This is a genomic window from Streptomyces sp. NPDC031554, from assembly GCF_055580685.1.
The window spans coordinates 31,908-47,625 of sequence record NZ_JBVIKX010000004.1; the positions used below are offsets into that span (position 1 = coordinate 31,908).

Sequence of the window (15,718 nt, forward strand, 5' to 3'; positions counted from 1 at the left end):
CGGGCCCACCGGCCGCCGCGCGGTGCTCAGTTCGCGCTGAGGACCGCGGGGCGGCGGGAGGCGATGACCTTCTTCGCCAGCGACTTCGGGCTGGTCAGGAAGCCGAATCCCCACGACATGTGCATGGTGGCGAGGGCCACCGGGATCCGCAGGCGGGCCTTGAGCGGCAGGCCCTTGCCGGCCGGCAGCGAGCCGAGGGCGATCGCCGCCAGGTAGCCGCCCGGGACCAGGAAGCCGAGCGGGGTGAGGGCGGCGCCGACCAGGGTCCCGGCCGCGATCGCGCACACCGCGGTCGGCGGGGCGAGATAGCGCAGGTTGATGGAGCCCTCGTGGTAGCGGGCGACGACGTGCCGCCAACGGCCGTAGTCCTTGTACTGCTTGGCGAGCGCCCTGACGCTGGGCCGCGGGCGGTAGGACACCTTCAGCTCGGGCGAGAACCAGATCAGTCCGCCGGCCTCACGGATGCGGAAGTTCAGCTCCCAGTCCTGGGCGCGGATGAACTCCTCGTTGTAGCCGCCCTGTCGCTCCAGGGCCTCGCGCCGGAAGACACCGAGGTAGACGGTCTCGGCCGGGCCGGCCTGTCCCCCGGTGTGGAAGGCGGCGTTGCCGACCCCGATCTTCGAGGTCATCGCGGCGGCGACCGCGTGCTCCCAGTCGTTCTCGCCCTCGGCGTGCATGATGCCGCCGACGTTCTGCGCGCCGGTCTCCTCCAGGAGCCGTACGGCGGTGGCGATGTAGTTCGGCGAGAGCATGCCGTGCCCGTCGACGCGGACGACGACCGGATGGCGCGAGGCCTTGATCGCGGCGTTCAGGGCGGCGGGCGTGCGGCCCGTCGGGTTCGGGACGGTGTGGACGCGCTTGTTCCCGTCGGCCGCGGTTTCCGCGACGAGTTCGGCGGCGATCTCGTCCGTGCGGTCCGTCGACGGACCGAGGGCGATCACGACCTCCATCTCGCCTGCGTACTCCTGCGCGAGGATCGCTTGGACCGCTCCGCGCAGATGCCGCTCCTCGTTGAGGACGGGCATGATGACGGACACGGCGGGGAGCTGCACGTCGGACTTCGCGTTCATAGGAGCATCACGTTACCGCGAACGGGGGACACGGGTGCGCGCCGCCGGGTGCCTGCGGCGGGCGGCGGCGCGCACCGGCCTACGGTGCTCACGGCTCCCTCGTACGCCGCGTACGGCCGTCGCCCGGAGGTGACCCGCTTGTCCCCCACCCCGCCCCGGTCCCCCGCCTCCCGGCCGGAGCGCCGCCCGCGGCGCCGGCCGGCCCGCCCCGTGCCGAGGAGACGCCCCCGCTGGGCCGTGCGGGCGACCATGACGCTCTCGGTCGTCGTGCTGGCCTCTGCCGGGATCGGCCACTCCCTGGTCGGCGGACTCGACTCCGGGATCGCGCGCGTCGACCCCTTCCGGGACATGAAGAACCGCCCGCCGGCCGGTCACGGCATGAACGTGCTGATGGTCGGCACCGACGGCCGCGACCGGATCACCGAGGCCGAACGGCGGCGGTACCGGCTCGGCGGCGCGCCCTGTCACTGCACCGACACGCTGATGATCCTGCACATCTCCCGGGACCGGGACCGGGCGAGCGTGGTGAGCCTGCCGCGCGACTCCTACGCCGAGACGCCCCCGCACACCGACCTGACCACCGGTGAGAAGCACCACAGTCATCCGATCAAGATCAACGCGGCCTACTCGGAGGGCGGGCCGCAGCTGACCGTGCGGACCGTCGAGCACATGACCCGCGTGAAGATCGACCACTACCTGGAGATCGACTTCACGAGCTTCATGAAGACCGTCGACGTCCTCGGCGGCGTGCGGATCTGCACGGCCCGGCGGCTGACCGACCCCTACACCGGCCTCGACCTCGCACCCGGCCGGCACACCCTGCGCGGCGGCGAGGCCCTCCAGTACGTCCGCTCCCGGCACTCCGACGCCTCCTCCGACCTCGGCCGGATGAGACGCCAGCAGCAGTTCCTGGCGGGGCTGGTGGACCGGGCGACCTCCTCCGGGATCCTGCTGAACCCGCTGAGGTTCCGCGACGTGACGCGGGCGGTGCTGGGCTCGGTGCGGGCCGACCGCGGCTTCGGCACGGACGAGCTGCTGGACCTCGGCCGGGCGATGCGCACCTTCTCCCCCTCCTCCTCGGAGTTCACGACCGTCCCCATCGGACGGATGGGGTACGCCGTGAAGGGCATCGGCTCGACCGTGAAGTGGGACCCGGTCCGCGCCGGGCGCCTCTTCAGGGCCCTGCGCGACGACAAGCCCCTCGCCACGGCGTCGCGCCCGCGCGAGCGGGCCGTGCACGTGGAGGTGGCCCCGCGGCAGATCCGCGTCCAGGTCGAGAACGGCACCCGCACGCCCGGCCTGGCCGGACGGGTCGACGCGGCCCTGCGCGCCGCCGGCTTCCGTACGACCGGACAGCCGGCCACGGCCCGCGACACCACGGTGCGCCGGACCGTCGTCTCCCACGACCCCCGCTGGGACCGCTCCGCGAAGTCCCTGGCCGCGGCCCTCCCCGGCAGCGTGCTGCGCCCGGTCCCGGGCCTCGGCCCCACGCTGAGGGTCACCACCGGCACGCAGGCCCACCACGTCCGCAGGGTCCGGGCGGACGCCCCGGACCGGAACGGGTCCGCGGTGGTCCGCGGCGACGAGGTGGGCTGCGTCTGAACGCCCGGCCCGCCGGGACGGGGCGGCGCCGGCCGGTGCGCCGGCCCGGGCCGTCCCGGCGGCTTCGGCCGTCTCGGCCGTCTCGGCCGTCTCGGCCGTCTCGGCCGTCTCAGTCCTCGAAGCCCTCCGCCGCCCGGCGCTCGCGGAGTTCCATGATGGCCCGGCGGCGGGACAGGCGGTGGGTGCGGCGGATCTGGGCCTCCTGGTGGCGGCGGCGGTCGCGGTCGGTCTCGGGGAGGACCGGGGGGACGCGGCGGGGCCTGCCGTCGGCGTCGACGGCGGCGAACACGAGGTAGGCGGAACCGACCTGGGTGGGCGGCGCGGACTCGTTCCAGCGTTCGGCCAGGACCCGGACGCCGACCTCCATGGAGGTCCGGCCGGTCCAGTTGACCTGGGCCTTCACATGGAGGAGATCACCGACGCGGACCGGCTCCAAAAACGCCATCTCGTCCATGGACGCGGTGACGGCGGGCCCGCCGGAGTGCCGGCCGGCCACCGCGCCCGCCGCGTCGTCGACGAGTTTCATGATCACGCCACCGTGCACCGTGCCCAGGAGGTTGGTGTCGTTGTGGCTCATGATGTGGCTGAGTGTGGTGCGCGACGCGGACGTGGGCTTACCCGGGATGTCCGAGGTGTCCGGGGTGCCCGAGTCCACTGGGGTGACCTGGTCTGTCATGACCTCCACCTTATGCCGAGGCGGACAAGCCGGGACTTTGTGTCAGGTTGGCAACAGCGGGGCGCTGATTCTCCGACGCCCCTGTAAGGCGCACAGCGCTTCCCGGCACACTGGGCCCATGAATGACTGGCCCGAGGGATGGTCCGACAACAACCGCGGCTCCGGGCGCGGCGCCGCCGGCGCGCAGCCCGAGAGCGCGCGCGTGATGCGACAGGTCCGCCGCGGTCCGGCCGCCCCGCCGCAGGGCGCCGGCGTCCCGCCGCAGCCGTCGTACGTCGACGGCCAGGGGTACGGCGACGGCGGCGGCGACTACACCAACGCCCGCAACACCGGGTACGACAGCGGTTACAGCACGGGCCAGGTCTACGGCGGCGGCGGATCCGACGGACCGGGCGGCACCGGTGCCCCGCGCCCCGCGCCCGACTGGCGCCGCCGGATCAAGTGGACCGCGATCAGCGTCGCGACCGTGCTGGTCGTCACGACCGTCGGCACGTACTTCTGGGCCGACTCCAAGCTCAAGCGCGAGGTCGACCTGTCGAAGGTCATCGACCGGCCCGACGGCGGCGAGGGCACCAACTTCCTCATCGTCGGCTCCGACAGCCGCGAGGGCATGTCCGCCGAGGAGAAGAAGGCGCTGCACACCGGCTCCGCCGAGGGCAAGCGCACCGACTCGATGATGATCCTGCACACCGGTTCCCACGGCGACACCCTGATCTCGCTGCCCCGCGACTCCGACGTGGAGATCCCGTCGTTCGTGGGCTCGGAGTCCGGCAAGCGCTACGAGGGCACGGGCCGGCACACCAAGCTGAACGCGGCGTACGCGACGGACGGCCCGGAACTGCTCGTGCGCACGGTCGAGTTCAACACCGGGCTGCGCATCGACCACTACGTGGAGATCGGCTTCGCCGGCTTCGCGAACATCGTGGACGCGGTCGGCGGCGTCGAGATCGACATCCCGCAGGACATCAAGGACACCAAGTCCGGCGCGGACTTCAAGAAGGGCAAGCAGACCCTGAACGGCGAGGAGTCCCTCGCCTTCGTCCGCACCCGGTACGCGCTCGCCGGTTCCGACCTGGACCGCACGAAGAACCAGCAGAAGTTCCTCGCGGCCCTGGCCAACCAGGTGGCCACGCCCGGCACGGTCCTCAACCCGTTCAAGCTGTACCCGACCATGAGCGCCGGCCTGGACACCCTGATCGTCGACAAGGACATGGGCCTGTACGACCTGGGGTCGATGTTCTTCGCGATGAAGGGCGTCAACGGCGGCGACGGCAAGTCGATGAACATGCCGATCTCGGGGTCCAGCGGCGGCAACCTCGTCTGGGACAAGGCGAAGGTGAAGCAGCTGGTGAGCCAGCTGAAGAACGACGAGAAGGTCACGGTGTCGGGTGGCTGACCGGTCCGTCGCGCGGCCCTTCGACGCGGTCCTGTGCGACGTCGACAACGTGATCCGGACCTTCGACTCCGCCCACCTGGAGGCGCTGGAACGGGTCGCGGGGATCGCGGAGGGCACCACCAAGAAGGTGGCGTTCTCGCCCGAGGTCGACGGACCGCTGCTGCTGGGGCGGATCACCGAGCAGGAGTGGGTGGCGTCCATCGCGGCCGGGCTGACCGGGCTGGTGGACGAGGAGACGGGCTGGGCGCTGGGCACCGCCCTGCTGGAGTCGCCCTTCCGGGCCGACGTGACGGTGCTGGAACTGCTGCGCCGGGCGCGGGTGCGGGTGCCGCTGGTCCTCGTCACCAACGCCACGCTCGGGCTGGAGCGCGACCTGGAGGCCATGGGCCTCACCGAGCTGGCCGACGAGGTCGTCAGCAGCGCCCGCGTCGGCCTCGTCAAGCCCGACCGCCGCATCCTCGAACTGGGCGCGGCCCGGGCGGGCGCACGGCCCGACCGCTGTCTGTTCGTGGACGACTCCGCGGAGAACGTCGAGGCGGCCGCCGCCCTCGGCATGACGGCCGTCCGCTTCCGCACGGCGGCCGACCTGGAGAGGGCCCTGGAACCGCTGTTCGCCTAGGGCCTCTCGTTTGGATCAGGCCGGGCTCCCGAGCGGTGCGCACACGGCTGTCGCCCCCGCCCGGAGGACGGGGGCGACAGCCGTACGGCGGGAGGGTGTCACGGCAGGTTGCGCGCCATCACGATCCGCTGCACTTGGTTCGTGCCTTCATAAATTTGAGTGATCTTGGCGTCGCGCATCATGCGCTCGACCGGGTAGTCGCGGGTGTAGCCGTAGCCGCCGAGGAGCTGGACGGCGTCGGTGGTGACCTCCATGGCGACGTCGGAGGCGAAGCACTTGGCCGCGGCGCCCTGGAAGGTGAGGTCGGAGTCGAGACGCTCGGACTTCGCCGCCGCCGCGTAGGTGAGCTGGCGGGCCGCCTCGATCTTCATGGCCATGTCGGCGAGCATGAACTGGATGCCCTGGAAGTCGGCGATCGCCTTGCCGAACTGCTTGCGCTCCTGGACGTAGCCCTTGGCGTAGTCGAAGGCGCCCTGCGCGACACCGAGGGCCTGGGCGGCGATGGTGATGCGGGTGTGGTCGAGGGTCTTCATCGCGGTGGCGAAGCCGGTGCCCTCCTCGCCGATCATGCGGTCGGCGGGGATGCGGACGTTGTCGAAGTAGACCTCGCGGGTCGGGGAGCCCTTGATGCCGAGCTTCTTCTCCGGGGCGCCGAAGGAGACGCCGTCGTCGGACTTCTCCACGACGAACGCCGAGATGCCCTTGGAGCGCTTGTCCGGGTCGGTGACGGCCATCACCGTGTAGTACTCGGAGACGCCCGCGTTGGTGATCCAGCGCTTGACGCCGTTGAGGATCCAGTGGTCACCGTCGCGCACGGCGCGGGTCTTCATGCCGGCCGCGTCCGAGCCGGCGTCGGGCTCGGAGAGGCAGTACGAGAACATCGCGTCGCCCTTGGCCAGCGGGGCCAGGTACTTCTTCTTCAGGTCCTCGGAGCCGGACAGGATCACCGGGAGCGAGCCGAGCTTGTTGACGGCCGGGATCAGCGAGGAGGACACGCAGGCGCGGGCCACCTCCTCGATGACGATGACCGTGGCGAGCGCGTCGGCGCCGGCGCCGCCGTACTCCTCGGGGACGTGCACCGCGTGCAGGTCGCTGGCGACCAGGGCGTCGAGGGCCTCCTGGGGGAAGCGGGCCTCCTCGTCGACCGCCGCGGCGTACGGCGCGATCTTCGCCTCGGCCAGCGAGCGGATGGCGTCCCGGAGCATGTCGTGCTCCTCGGACGGGCGGTACAGGTCGAAGTCAGCCGATCCGGCCAAGGTCTCTCACGCTCCAAGAACGCTGGGTGTGATCTCGCTAATTACCGTTAAGTAACTCAAATTTTAGAGGTCCGCCCACGACAGTGATACGTGAGCTTGGCGACAGGGTCCGCGCACCGGTGAACTGCCCGGTGAGGGGCGTCCGTACGCCCCGACTATGCTCGTGGCGCGCATCCGGTCCCCGCCCGACCCAGCCCAGGAGCACGCATGGCCCTCAGGATCACCGTGATCGGCACCGGTTATCTCGGTGCCACGCATGCCGCGGCCATGGCCGAACTGGGCTTCGAGGTGCTGGCGCTCGACGTCGTGCGCGAGAAGATCGAGATGCTGGAGCGGGGCGAGACCCCGATGTACGAGCCGGGCCTGGAGGAGCTGCTGCGGGCGCACGTCGCCGGGTTCGAGGGCTCCAGCGGGCGGCTGCGCTTCACCCAGGACTGGGCGGAGGTCGGCGCGTTCGGCGACGTCCACTTCGTGTGCGTGAACACCCCGCAGAAGCACGGCGAGTACGCCTGCGACATGTCGTACGTCGAGTCCGCGATCGCCTCGCTCGCCCCGCATCTGGAGCGGCCCGCGCTGGTGGTGGGCAAGTCGACCGTGCCGGTGGGCTCCGCGGACCGGCTGGCCCGCACGATCGCGGAACTGGCGCCGGCCGGCGAGGACGCGGAACTGGCGTGGAACCCGGAGTTCCTGCGCGAGGGCTTCGCCGTGCAGGACACCCTGCACCCGGACCGGATCGTGGTCGGGGTGCGCAGCGAGCGGGCCGAGCGGACACTGCGGGAGGTGTACGCGGGACCGGTCGGGGAGGGTTCGCCGTTCGTCGTCACGGACTTCCCGACGGCCGAGCTGGTGAAGACCTCCGCGAACTCCTTCCTCGCCACCAAGATCTCCTTCATCAACGCGATGGCCGAGGTGTGCGAGGCCGCCGGCGGTGACGTGGCCAAGCTGGCGGAGGCCATCGGGTACGACGACCGGATCGGGAAGAAGTTCCTGCGGGCCGGCATCGGCTTCGGCGGCGGCTGTCTGCCGAAGGACATCCGGGCCTTCATGGCCCGCGCGGGCGAGCTGGGCGCCGACCAGGCGCTGACCTTCCTGCGCGAGATCGACTCGATCAACATGCGCCAGCGCGGGCAGATGGTGGAGCTGGCCCGGCAGTCGCTGGGCGGCGGACCGTTCCTCGGCAAGCGGGTCGCCGTGCTCGGCGCGACCTTCAAGCCGGACTCGGACGACGTGCGGGACTCGCCGGCGCTGAACGTCGCCGGGCAGATACACCTCCAGGGCGGCCAGGTGACCGTCTACGACCCGAAGGGCATGGACAACGCCCGCCGCGTCTTCCCGACGCTCGGCTACGCCGACTCGGCCCTGGAGGCCGTCCGGGGCGCCGACGTCGTCCTGCACCTGACCGAGTGGCGGGAGTTCCGGGAGCTGGACCCGGCCCGGCTCGGCGAGGTCACGGCGGCGCGGCTGATCCTGGACGGGCGCAACGCGCTGGACCCGGAGCTGTGGCGCAAGGCCGGCTGGACGTACCGGGCGATGGGCCGCCCGACCGCCTGACACGGGGCGTCCGGCACGGGGCGTGCGGGACGCGGGTGACGCCGGTTCGGCCGAGGCTCAGTCGGCCGAACCGGCGTCTGTGTGCATTGTGCCGCACGGACGCGGTGCGTGACGTGTGAACTCCCCGGGCGTCAGGGCGGTGTGCGTTAGGGCGGCGGCCCGTCCGGGCACCCGTCCGCCGCGACATCCGTCGTCCACCGACCGAGGAGACCTCCATGGCGTCCGCCGTCCGTCTGCGTTCCGTCGTGCTCGACTGCCCCGACCCGCGCGCCCTCGCCGAGTTCTACGCGGCCCTGCTGGGCGGCACCCCGGACGCCGAGGAGGGGGACGAGGACTGGTACGTCCTCCAGGTCCCCGGCGGCCCCCGGCTGGCCTTCCAGCGGGCTCGGGGGCTGACCCCGCCCGAGTGGCCGCGCGCCGACCGCAACGCGCAGCAGTTCCACCTCGACCTCGACGCCGGTGCCACCTGGGAGGAGGTCGACGCGGCCCACGCCCGCGTGCTGGAGCTGGGCGCGCGGCCGCTGGACCTGGAGGACCGGGAGAAGAAGGACTTCCAGGTGTACGCCGACCCGGCGGGGCACCCGTTCTGCCTGTGCCGCATCGAGCACGCCCGGTCATGAGCGCCGGCCCGCGCCCGGTGTGCCCTTGAACGGGTGAGCCGGGGGCGGGGCGTCACGGCCGTCGACGACGGGCGGCGGGGAGGGCGCGGGCCCGGTCGAGGGGCCCCGCGTCCGGACCGGCCGGGTCGGCGTCACACGGGGGCGCCGCCCTCAGCCGTGGTAGTGGTAGCGCGCCTTGAGGATCTTCACTTCCTTCTCGTCGGCCCGGTACACGAGGCGGTGCTCGTCGTCGATCCTGCGGGACCAGTAGCCGGAGAGGTCGCCCTTGAGGGGCTCGGGCTTGCCGATGCCGGTGAAGGGGTCTCTCTGGACCTCCCCGATCAGGCGGGCGATCCTACGGGCCGTCTTGCGGTCCGAACCGAGCCAGAAGAGGAAGTCCTCCCAGGCGTCCGGGTCGAAGTGGACGCTCCTCACTCGTCCCCCGCCAGGTCCCGCAGTTCCTCGACGGTCCTGGCGACGGCCGACGCTCCCGCCTTGTCCCGGGCGACGGCTTCCATCAGGCGTCGCGCGTTCGCCGGCGACCGGAGAAGGTAGATCGTCTCCTGCCACGCCTCGTAGTCGTCCGCCGACATGATCACCGCGTCGCCGTTCTTCGAGCTGATGCGGACCGGCGTGTGGTCGTCGTTGACCCGCTTGATGAGGGGGAACAGGTCCCGGCGGGCTTCGCTGGCGCTTATGGTCATGGACGACCACCCCTTCCGATTACGGTACCGGAAAACCGTACCGCACTCGTACGGCATTCCGGTACCACTCCGGTCGGTCTCAGCCGTCGAGCGACTCGATCGTCGCGTGGGACGGCGCCCGGGTGGCCTTCAGGTCGCGGGCCACGTCCTCCGCGGCGCCCAGCACCCGGACCGCGTTCCGCCAGGTCAGCTTGGCGAGGTCGGAGGTCGACCAGCCGCGCTCCAGCAGTTCGGCGAGGAGCCTCGGGTAGCCGGAGACGTCGTCGAGGCCCTCGGGGGTGAAGGCGGTGCCGTCGTAGTCGCCGCCGATGCCGAGGTGGTCGACGCCGGCGACCTCGCGCATGTGGTCGAGGTGGTCGGCGACCGTCGCCACGGTGGCGACCGGGCGGGGGTTGGCCGCCTCGAAGGCGCGGTGGACGGCCATCGCGTCGGCGGTGGTGTCGAGGTGGTGGAAGCCGTGCGCGCGCATGTTGTCGTCGGCGGCGGCCGTCCAGTCCACGGCCGCCTGGAGCACGAACTTGGGCACGAACGTCACCATGGCGACGCCGCCGTTGGCGGGCAGCCGCTCCAGCACGTCGTCGGGGATGTTGCGCGGGTGGTCGCACACCGCCCGCGAGGAGGAGTGCGAGAAGATCACCGGCGCGGCGGAGACGTCGAGCGCGTCGCGCATCGTCGTCGCCGCCACGTGCGAGAGGTCGACCAGCATGCCCTCGCGGTTCATCTCGCGCACGACCTCGCGGCCGAACGCCGTCAGCCCGCCGGCCTTCGGCACGTCGGTCGCGGAGTCCGCCCAGTCCACGTTGTCGTTGTGGGTGAGCGTCATGTAGCGCACGCCGAGCGCGTACAGCCCGCGCAGGGTGCCCAGCGAGTTGGCTATGGAGTGCCCGCCCTCGGCGCCCATGAGCGAGGCGATGCGGCCCTCCGCGCGCGCCGCCTCCATGTCGGCGGCGGTCAGGGCGGCCCGGAGCGCCTCGGGGTGGCGGTCGATGAGCTGCCGTACGCAGTCGATCTGCTCCAGCGTCGCCGGGACCGCGCCCGGCAGGTCGGAGCGGACGTACACCGACCAGTACTGCGCGCCGACGCCGCCCGCGCGCAGGCGGGGGATGTCGGTGTGGAGGTGGGTGTGCTGGTCGGTGGCGATGTCGCGGGCGTCGAGGTCGTAGCGGACCTGTTCGCGCAGCGCCCACGGCAGATCGTTGTGGCCGTCGACGACCGGGTGGTCGCGCAGCAGCTCGCGGGCCTGTTCCAGGAAGGTCATCGTCGTCACTTCCCGAAGCCGAAGCCGTTGCCGGCGCCGCCCTCGACCTTGGCGCGCAGGCGCTTGCCCTTCTCGGTGGCCTGGTCGTTGAGGTCCTGCTGGAAGTCGCGCATCCGCGCGAGGAGGTCCTCGTCGTGCGCGGCGAGGATGCGGGCGGCGAGCAGGCCGGCGTTGCGGGCGCCGCCGACCGAGACGGTCGCGACGGGGACGCCGGCCGGCATCTGCACGATCGACAGCAGGCTGTCCATGCCGTCCAGGTACTTCAGCGGCACGGGCACGCCGATGACGGGCAGCGGGGTGACGGAGGCGAGCATGCCCGGCAGGTGGGCGGCGCCGCCCGCGCCGGCCACGATCACCTTGAGCCCGCGGTCGGCGGCCCGCTCCCCGTAGGCGACCATCTCGCGCGGCATGCGGTGCGCGGAGACGACGTCGACCTCGTAGTCGATCTCGAACTCGTCGAGGGCCTTGGCGGCCGCCTCCATGACGGGCCAGTCGGAGTCCGACCCCATGACAATGCCTACGACCGGGCTCATTCGGTGATCGTGCCTCTCAGGTAGCCGGCAGCGTGACGGGCGCGTTCCAGCACGTCGTCGAGGTCGTCGCCGTAGGTGTTGACGTGGCCGACCTTGCGGCCGGGCTTCACGTCCTTGCCGTACATGTGGATCTTCAGCTGGGGGTCGCGGGCCATGCAGTGCAGGTACGCGGAGTACATGTCCGGGTAGTCGCCGCCGAGGACGTTGACCATGACCGTCCACTTCGCGCGCGGGCGCGGGTCGCCGAGCGGGAGGTCGAGGACCGCGCGGACGTGGTTGGCGAACTGCGACGTGATCGCGCCGTCCATGCTCCAGTGGCCCGAGTTGTGCGGGCGCATCGCCAGCTCGTTGACGAGGACGCGGCCGTCGCGGGTCTGGAACAGCTCGACGGCGAGGTGACCGACGACGCCGAGTTCCTTGGCGATGGTCAGGGCCATCTCCTCGGCCCTGAGCGCCAGGTCCTCGTCGAGCCCGGGGGCGGGGGCGATCACCGTGTCGCAGACGCCGTCGACCTGCCGGGACTCCACGACCGGGTAGGCGACCGCCTGGCCGTGCGGGGAGCGCACGACGTTCGCGGCCAGCTCGCGGACGTAGTCGACCTTCTCCTCGGCGAGGACGGGGACGCCCGCGCGGAAGGGGTCCTCGGCCTCCTCGACGGAGTCCACGACCCACACGCCCTTGCCGTCGTAGCCGCCGCGGACGGTCTTGAGGACGACGGGGAAACCCTCGCCCTCCGCCGCGAACGCGGCCACGTCCGCCGGGTCGGCCACGATGCGGTGCCGTGGGCAGGGGATGCCGATCGCGTCGAGCCTCGCGCGCATCACGCCCTTGTCCTGGGCGTGCACGAGCGCCTCGGGGCCCGGGCGGACGGGGATGCCGTCCGCCTCCAGGGCCCGGAGGTGCTCGGTGGGGACGTGCTCGTGATCGAAGGTGATCACGTCACAGCCCCGCGCGAACTCGCGCAGCGTGTCCAGGTCGCGATGGTCGCCGACGACGACATCGCTCACCACCTGGGCCGCGGAATCCTGAGGAGTGTCACTGAGGAGCTTGAACCTGATGCCGAGCGGGATGCCCGCCTCGTGTGTCATACGAGCGAGCTGGCCCCCGCCGACCATGCCGACTACCGGGAACGTCACGCCCCTAGGGTATCGGCCACGCCGCACCGGCCGGTTCCGTGCCTCCCACCGGGCCCTTCGCGGCCCGGAACCGGCGGTTCCCCGGCCTCGCGCCGGGCCGTCGCGCGGCCGGTGCGGCGGCAGCGCAGGAAAACCCGCGAGGCGGGTGGTTAGCATGGCCGGGTTGACGAAACCGACACCCGGACGGGGGCCTGCACGACCATGGCACATGGTTCCTCGGGGGGAGGACGGCTGCGAGGACTCGTCCACGAGCTCGCCAAGTTCGGCGCGGTCGGCGGGGCGGGCCTGCTGGTCAACCTCGGCGTGTTCAACTTCGTGCGGCACGTCACCGATCTCCAGGTGGTGCGCGCGAGCGTCATCGCCACGGTGGTCGCCATCGCCTTCAACTACGTCGGGTTCCGGTACTTCACCTACCGGGACCGGGACAAGGGCGGGCGCACGAAGGAGATGTCGCTGTTCCTGCTGTTCAGCGCGGTGGGGCTGGTCATCGAGAACGGGCTGCTGTTCCTGGCGACGTACGGGTTCGGGTGGGACAGCCCGCTGCAGAGCAACGTGTTCAAGTTCCTCGGGATCGGGATCGCCACGCTGTTCCGGTTCTGGTCGTACCGGACGTGGGTGTTCAAGGCGATGCCCCGGCGGGGGACCGTGGTGGGGGAGTCGCGGGTGACGGCGGCCGAGGCCGCGACGAGGCAGCGGGTGGGCTGAGGGGCCCGCGGGCCCCGGGCGGGCCGGCCGGTCATCTCACCGTGGGTTCCGTCTCCTGGTGCGGCCTCTTCTCCGGGGCCGTCCGTGACAGGAACAGGCCGAAGACCGGGGGTTTGGTCTGGAGCATCTCCAGGCGTCCGCCGTCGGCCTCGGCGAGGTCGCGGGCCACCGCGAGGCCGATGCCCGTGGAGTTGCGGCCGCTGATCGTGCGCTCGAAGATGCGGGCGCCGAGGTCGGCGGGGACGCCGGGGCCCTCGTCGGTGACCTCGATGACCGCCTGGTTGCCGGTGACACGGGTGCGCAGGGCGACCGTGCCGCCGCCGTGCATGAGCGAGTTCTCGATGAGGGCCGCCAGCACCTGGGCCACCGCGCCCGGTGTGCCCACCGCCTGGAGGTGCCGCTTGCCGGAGCTGACGATCGCGCGGCCCACACCGCGGTAGGCCGGGCGCCACTCGGCGAGCTGCTGCTGGATGACCTCGTCGAGGTCGAAGGTGACGGCGGAGCCGGTGCGGGGGTCGCGCGAGTTCGTCAGCAGACGCTGCACGACGTCGGTGAGGCGTTCCACCTGGGTCAGCGCGATGGTGGCCTCCTCCTTCACCGTGTCCGGGTCGTCGGTGAGGGTGATCTCCTCCAGGCGCATGGACAGGGCGGTCAGCGGGGTGCGCAGCTGGTGGGAGGCGTCGGCGGCGAGCCGGCGTTCCGCCGTCAGCATGCGCGCGATGCGCTCGGCGGAGGAGTCGAGCACGTCGGCGACCCGGTCCAGCTCGGGGACGCCGTACCGCTTGTGGCGGGGGCGGGGGTCGCCGGAGCCGAGGCGTTCGGCGGTCTCGGCGAGGTCGGTGAGCGGGGAGGCGAGCCGGTTGGCCTGGCGGATGGCCAGCAGGACCGCGGCGACCACCGCGAGCAGTGCCACCAGGCCGATGATGAGCAGGGTGCGGCCGACCTCGCGGGTCACGGAGGAGCGGGGCTCCTCGACGACGACGCTCTCCCCCTCCTCGCCGCGGGCGTCGCCCCGGATGACGTCCCCCTCGGGGCGGCTGCCGACCGCGATGACCGGTTTCCCGGGGATCCGGACCACCGCGTACCGCTCGTGGGTGAGCTGGCTGCGCAGCACCTCGGCGTCGACGGTGCCGGCGCCGGCGAGCCGGCTGTCGACGATGCTGGCCAGGCGGGCCGCCTCCAGCTCGACGCGTTCCTGCGCGCTGTTGCTGATGGTGCGCGTCTCGACGATGACGAGGGAGACCCCGAACACGGCGATCACGACGAGCACGACGGCCAGCGTGGACTGGATCAGACGGCGACGCACAGGGCCCTCCGGACGGTGACTTCACGGGACGGGTGCGGGCGGTTCGTCCCGCGCGGGGCCGCGTCCGCGCGGGGTCCCGCCGCGAGGCGCGGCCGGCTCCGGCGGTGCCCCGCGGCCGCGCGGGGCCGGCCCTCGGCGGCCGTGTCCCCGCCGGGGGGCCGCAGCGGACCGGGCCCTTCGCCGGCCGGGCCGGCTAGCTCTTCTCGAAGCGGAAGCCCACTCCTCGCACCGTGGCGATGTAGCGGGGGTTCGCCGCGTCGTCCCCCAGCTTCTTGCGCAGCCACGAGATGTGCATGTCGAGGGTCTTGGTCGAGGACCACCAGGTGGTGTCCCAGACCTCCCGCATGAGCTGGTCGCGGGTGACCACCCGGCCGGCGTCGCGCACCAGGACCCGCAGGAGGTCGAACTCCTTGGCCGTGAGCTGGAGCTCCTCCTCGCCCATCCAGGCGCGGTGCGACTCGACGTCGATGCGGACCCCGTGGGTGGCGGGCGGCTGCTGGGGTTCGGCGGAGCCGCGCCGCAGCAGGGCCCGGACGCGGGCGAGGAGCTCGGCGAGCCGGAACGGCTTGGTGACGTAGTCGTCGGCGCCCGCGTCCAGTCCGACGACGGTGTCGACCTCGTCGGCGCGCGCGGTGAGGATCAGGATGGGGATGGCGTGGCCGTCGGCGCGCAGCCGGCGGGCCACCTCCAGGCCGTCCATGCCGGGGAGCCCGAGGTCCAGCACGACGAGGTCGATGCCGCCCTGCATTCCGGCGTCGAGCGCGGAGGGACCGTCCTCACGCACCTCGACCTCGTACCCTTCCCGGCGAAGGGCGCGGGCCAGCGGCTCCGAAATGGACGCGTCGTCCTCGGCGAGCAGTACACGGGTCATGAGGCGATGTTAGTCCGCGTGGGACTGGGCCAGGGGTGTGATGCCCGACGCCGGCTCTTACTCGGGGACATGCCGGACAAGCCGCCCGCGGGCGCCCCGCCGGCCTTGGTACGGACCTGAGGTCGCGGGATGCCATCCTGGTACGGACCTTGGAAACCTCACTCCGGTTCCTTCCCGGCCTGTGATCTGCGACTCAAGTCCTTCCATATCCGGTTCTGTCCTGTCGTATGGTGAAAGTACGCCTGTAGCACCACGGGGACCTTTGGCGCTCGACTTGACGCTGAGGGTCTCTTTTGTGTGCGGGTCGGCTCTCCGCCGGCCTTCGAAAGGAATGACCTGTGGCCGGGCCCCCACTCGCGGGGCGTGGATCCCGGTGGTCGCCGTCCGCCGTTCCGTGATCCGGAGCGGCATCCCCCATGGGCGTGGGCGGACGGAC

The 15,718-nt window shown here is 72.0% G+C and carries 16 protein-coding genes; 6 read left to right on the top strand and 10 right to left on the bottom strand.

Annotated features, from left to right (window positions below):
* Nucleotides 1–26: 26 nt before the first annotated feature.
* Entirely contained in the window at nt 27–1,070 is a 1,044-nt protein-coding gene (locus tag ACZ5FU_RS12090) for a glycosyltransferase family 2 protein (protein WP_451778984.1), read from the bottom strand.
* A gap of 138 nt (nt 1,071–1,208) precedes the next feature.
* On the opposite strand from ACZ5FU_RS12090, the gene ACZ5FU_RS12095 reads away from it, so the two are divergent.
* Nucleotides 1,209–2,672: an LCP family protein gene (locus tag ACZ5FU_RS12095; protein ID WP_469045276.1), complete on the top strand. Its 1,464-nt coding sequence runs from the start codon at nt 1,209–1,211 to the stop codon at nt 2,670–2,672.
* A gap of 109 nt (nt 2,673–2,781) precedes the next feature.
* Here ACZ5FU_RS12095 and ACZ5FU_RS12100 read toward each other — a convergent pair whose 3' ends face one another.
* A complete protein-coding gene (locus tag ACZ5FU_RS12100) occupies nt 2,782–3,348 on the bottom strand; it encodes an acyl-CoA thioesterase (protein WP_468644459.1) in 567 nt (188 codons plus the stop codon).
* 118 nt (nt 3,349–3,466) lie between these two features.
* Here ACZ5FU_RS12100 and ACZ5FU_RS12105 point away from each other — a divergent pair, with 118 nt between their 5' ends.
* Together ACZ5FU_RS12105 and ACZ5FU_RS12110 are read left to right on the top strand one after the other, a co-directional pair.
* Nucleotides 3,467–4,744: an LCP family protein gene (locus tag ACZ5FU_RS12105; RefSeq protein WP_451527377.1), complete on the top strand. Its 1,278-nt coding sequence runs from the start codon at nt 3,467–3,469 to the stop codon at nt 4,742–4,744.
* Complete coding sequence (locus ACZ5FU_RS12110; protein WP_451527378.1) at nt 4,737–5,363, top strand: HAD-IA family hydrolase; 627 nt, start codon at nt 4,737–4,739, stop codon at nt 5,361–5,363. Before ACZ5FU_RS12105 ends, ACZ5FU_RS12110 begins: the two co-directional genes overlap by 8 nt.
* 98 nt (nt 5,364–5,461) lie before the next feature.
* Here the strand turns inward: ACZ5FU_RS12110 and ACZ5FU_RS12115 are convergent, their stop codons facing one another.
* On the bottom strand, nt 5,462–6,619 hold the full coding sequence (locus ACZ5FU_RS12115) for an acyl-CoA dehydrogenase (protein WP_451527379.1): 1,158 nt from the start codon (nt 6,617–6,619) through the stop codon (nt 5,462–5,464).
* 207 nt (nt 6,620–6,826) lie between these two features.
* On the opposite strand from ACZ5FU_RS12115, the gene ACZ5FU_RS12120 reads away from it, so the two are divergent.
* On the top strand, nt 6,827–8,170 hold the full coding sequence (locus ACZ5FU_RS12120) for a UDP-glucose dehydrogenase family protein (RefSeq protein ID WP_451778998.1): 1,344 nt from the start codon (nt 6,827–6,829) through the stop codon (nt 8,168–8,170).
* A gap of 215 nt (nt 8,171–8,385) precedes the next feature.
* Nucleotides 8,386–8,790 carry a VOC family protein gene (locus tag ACZ5FU_RS12125; RefSeq protein ID WP_451527381.1) on the top strand — a complete coding sequence of 135 codons (405 nt, stop codon included), beginning with the start codon at nt 8,386–8,388 and terminating at the stop codon, nt 8,788–8,790.
* A 150-nt stretch (nt 8,791–8,940) separates the two neighbouring features.
* Here ACZ5FU_RS12125 and ACZ5FU_RS12130 read toward each other — a convergent pair whose 3' ends face one another.
* The 5 genes from ACZ5FU_RS12130 to ACZ5FU_RS12150 all read right to left on the bottom strand — a co-directional run bounded on the left by ACZ5FU_RS12130 (nt 8,941) and on the right by ACZ5FU_RS12150 (nt 12,400).
* Nucleotides 8,941–9,204, bottom strand: a complete 264-nt coding sequence (locus tag ACZ5FU_RS12130; RefSeq protein ID WP_451527382.1) for a Txe/YoeB family addiction module toxin — start codon at nt 9,202–9,204, stop codon at nt 8,941–8,943.
* Nucleotides 9,201–9,473, bottom strand: coding sequence for a type II toxin-antitoxin system Phd/YefM family antitoxin (locus tag ACZ5FU_RS12135; RefSeq protein ID WP_451527383.1), 273 nt, complete (start codon nt 9,471–9,473; stop codon nt 9,201–9,203). The genes ACZ5FU_RS12130 and ACZ5FU_RS12135 overlap by 4 nt, the downstream gene beginning before the upstream one ends.
* A 79-nt stretch (nt 9,474–9,552) precedes the next feature.
* Entirely contained in the window at nt 9,553–10,731 is a 1,179-nt protein-coding gene (locus ACZ5FU_RS12140; protein ID WP_469045403.1) for a dipeptidase, read from the bottom strand.
* Between the two features lie 5 nt (nt 10,732–10,736).
* Nucleotides 10,737–11,264: a 5-(carboxyamino)imidazole ribonucleotide mutase gene (gene purE / locus ACZ5FU_RS12145; RefSeq protein ID WP_451527384.1), complete on the bottom strand. Its 528-nt coding sequence runs from the start codon at nt 11,262–11,264 to the stop codon at nt 10,737–10,739.
* On the bottom strand, nt 11,261–12,400 hold the full coding sequence (locus ACZ5FU_RS12150; protein ID WP_451779002.1) for a 5-(carboxyamino)imidazole ribonucleotide synthase: 1,140 nt from the start codon (nt 12,398–12,400) through the stop codon (nt 11,261–11,263). Before ACZ5FU_RS12150 ends, purE begins: the two co-directional genes overlap by 4 nt.
* 201 nt (nt 12,401–12,601) lie before the next feature.
* On the opposite strand from ACZ5FU_RS12150, the gene ACZ5FU_RS12155 reads away from it, so the two are divergent.
* Nucleotides 12,602–13,105 (top strand): GtrA family protein, encoded by a 504-nt coding sequence (locus tag ACZ5FU_RS12155; RefSeq protein WP_469045277.1) that lies wholly within the window; start codon nt 12,602–12,604, stop codon nt 13,103–13,105.
* A 31-nt stretch (nt 13,106–13,136) separates the two neighbouring features.
* Here the strand turns inward: ACZ5FU_RS12155 and ACZ5FU_RS12160 are convergent, their stop codons facing one another.
* Together ACZ5FU_RS12160 and ACZ5FU_RS12165 are read right to left on the bottom strand one after the other, a co-directional pair.
* Entirely contained in the window at nt 13,137–14,411 is a 1,275-nt protein-coding gene (locus ACZ5FU_RS12160) for an ATP-binding protein (RefSeq protein WP_451527387.1), read from the bottom strand.
* 193 nt (nt 14,412–14,604) lie between these two features.
* Entirely contained in the window at nt 14,605–15,282 is a 678-nt protein-coding gene (locus ACZ5FU_RS12165) for a response regulator transcription factor (RefSeq protein WP_392243861.1), read from the bottom strand.
* Nucleotides 15,283–15,718 lie beyond the last annotated feature (436 nt).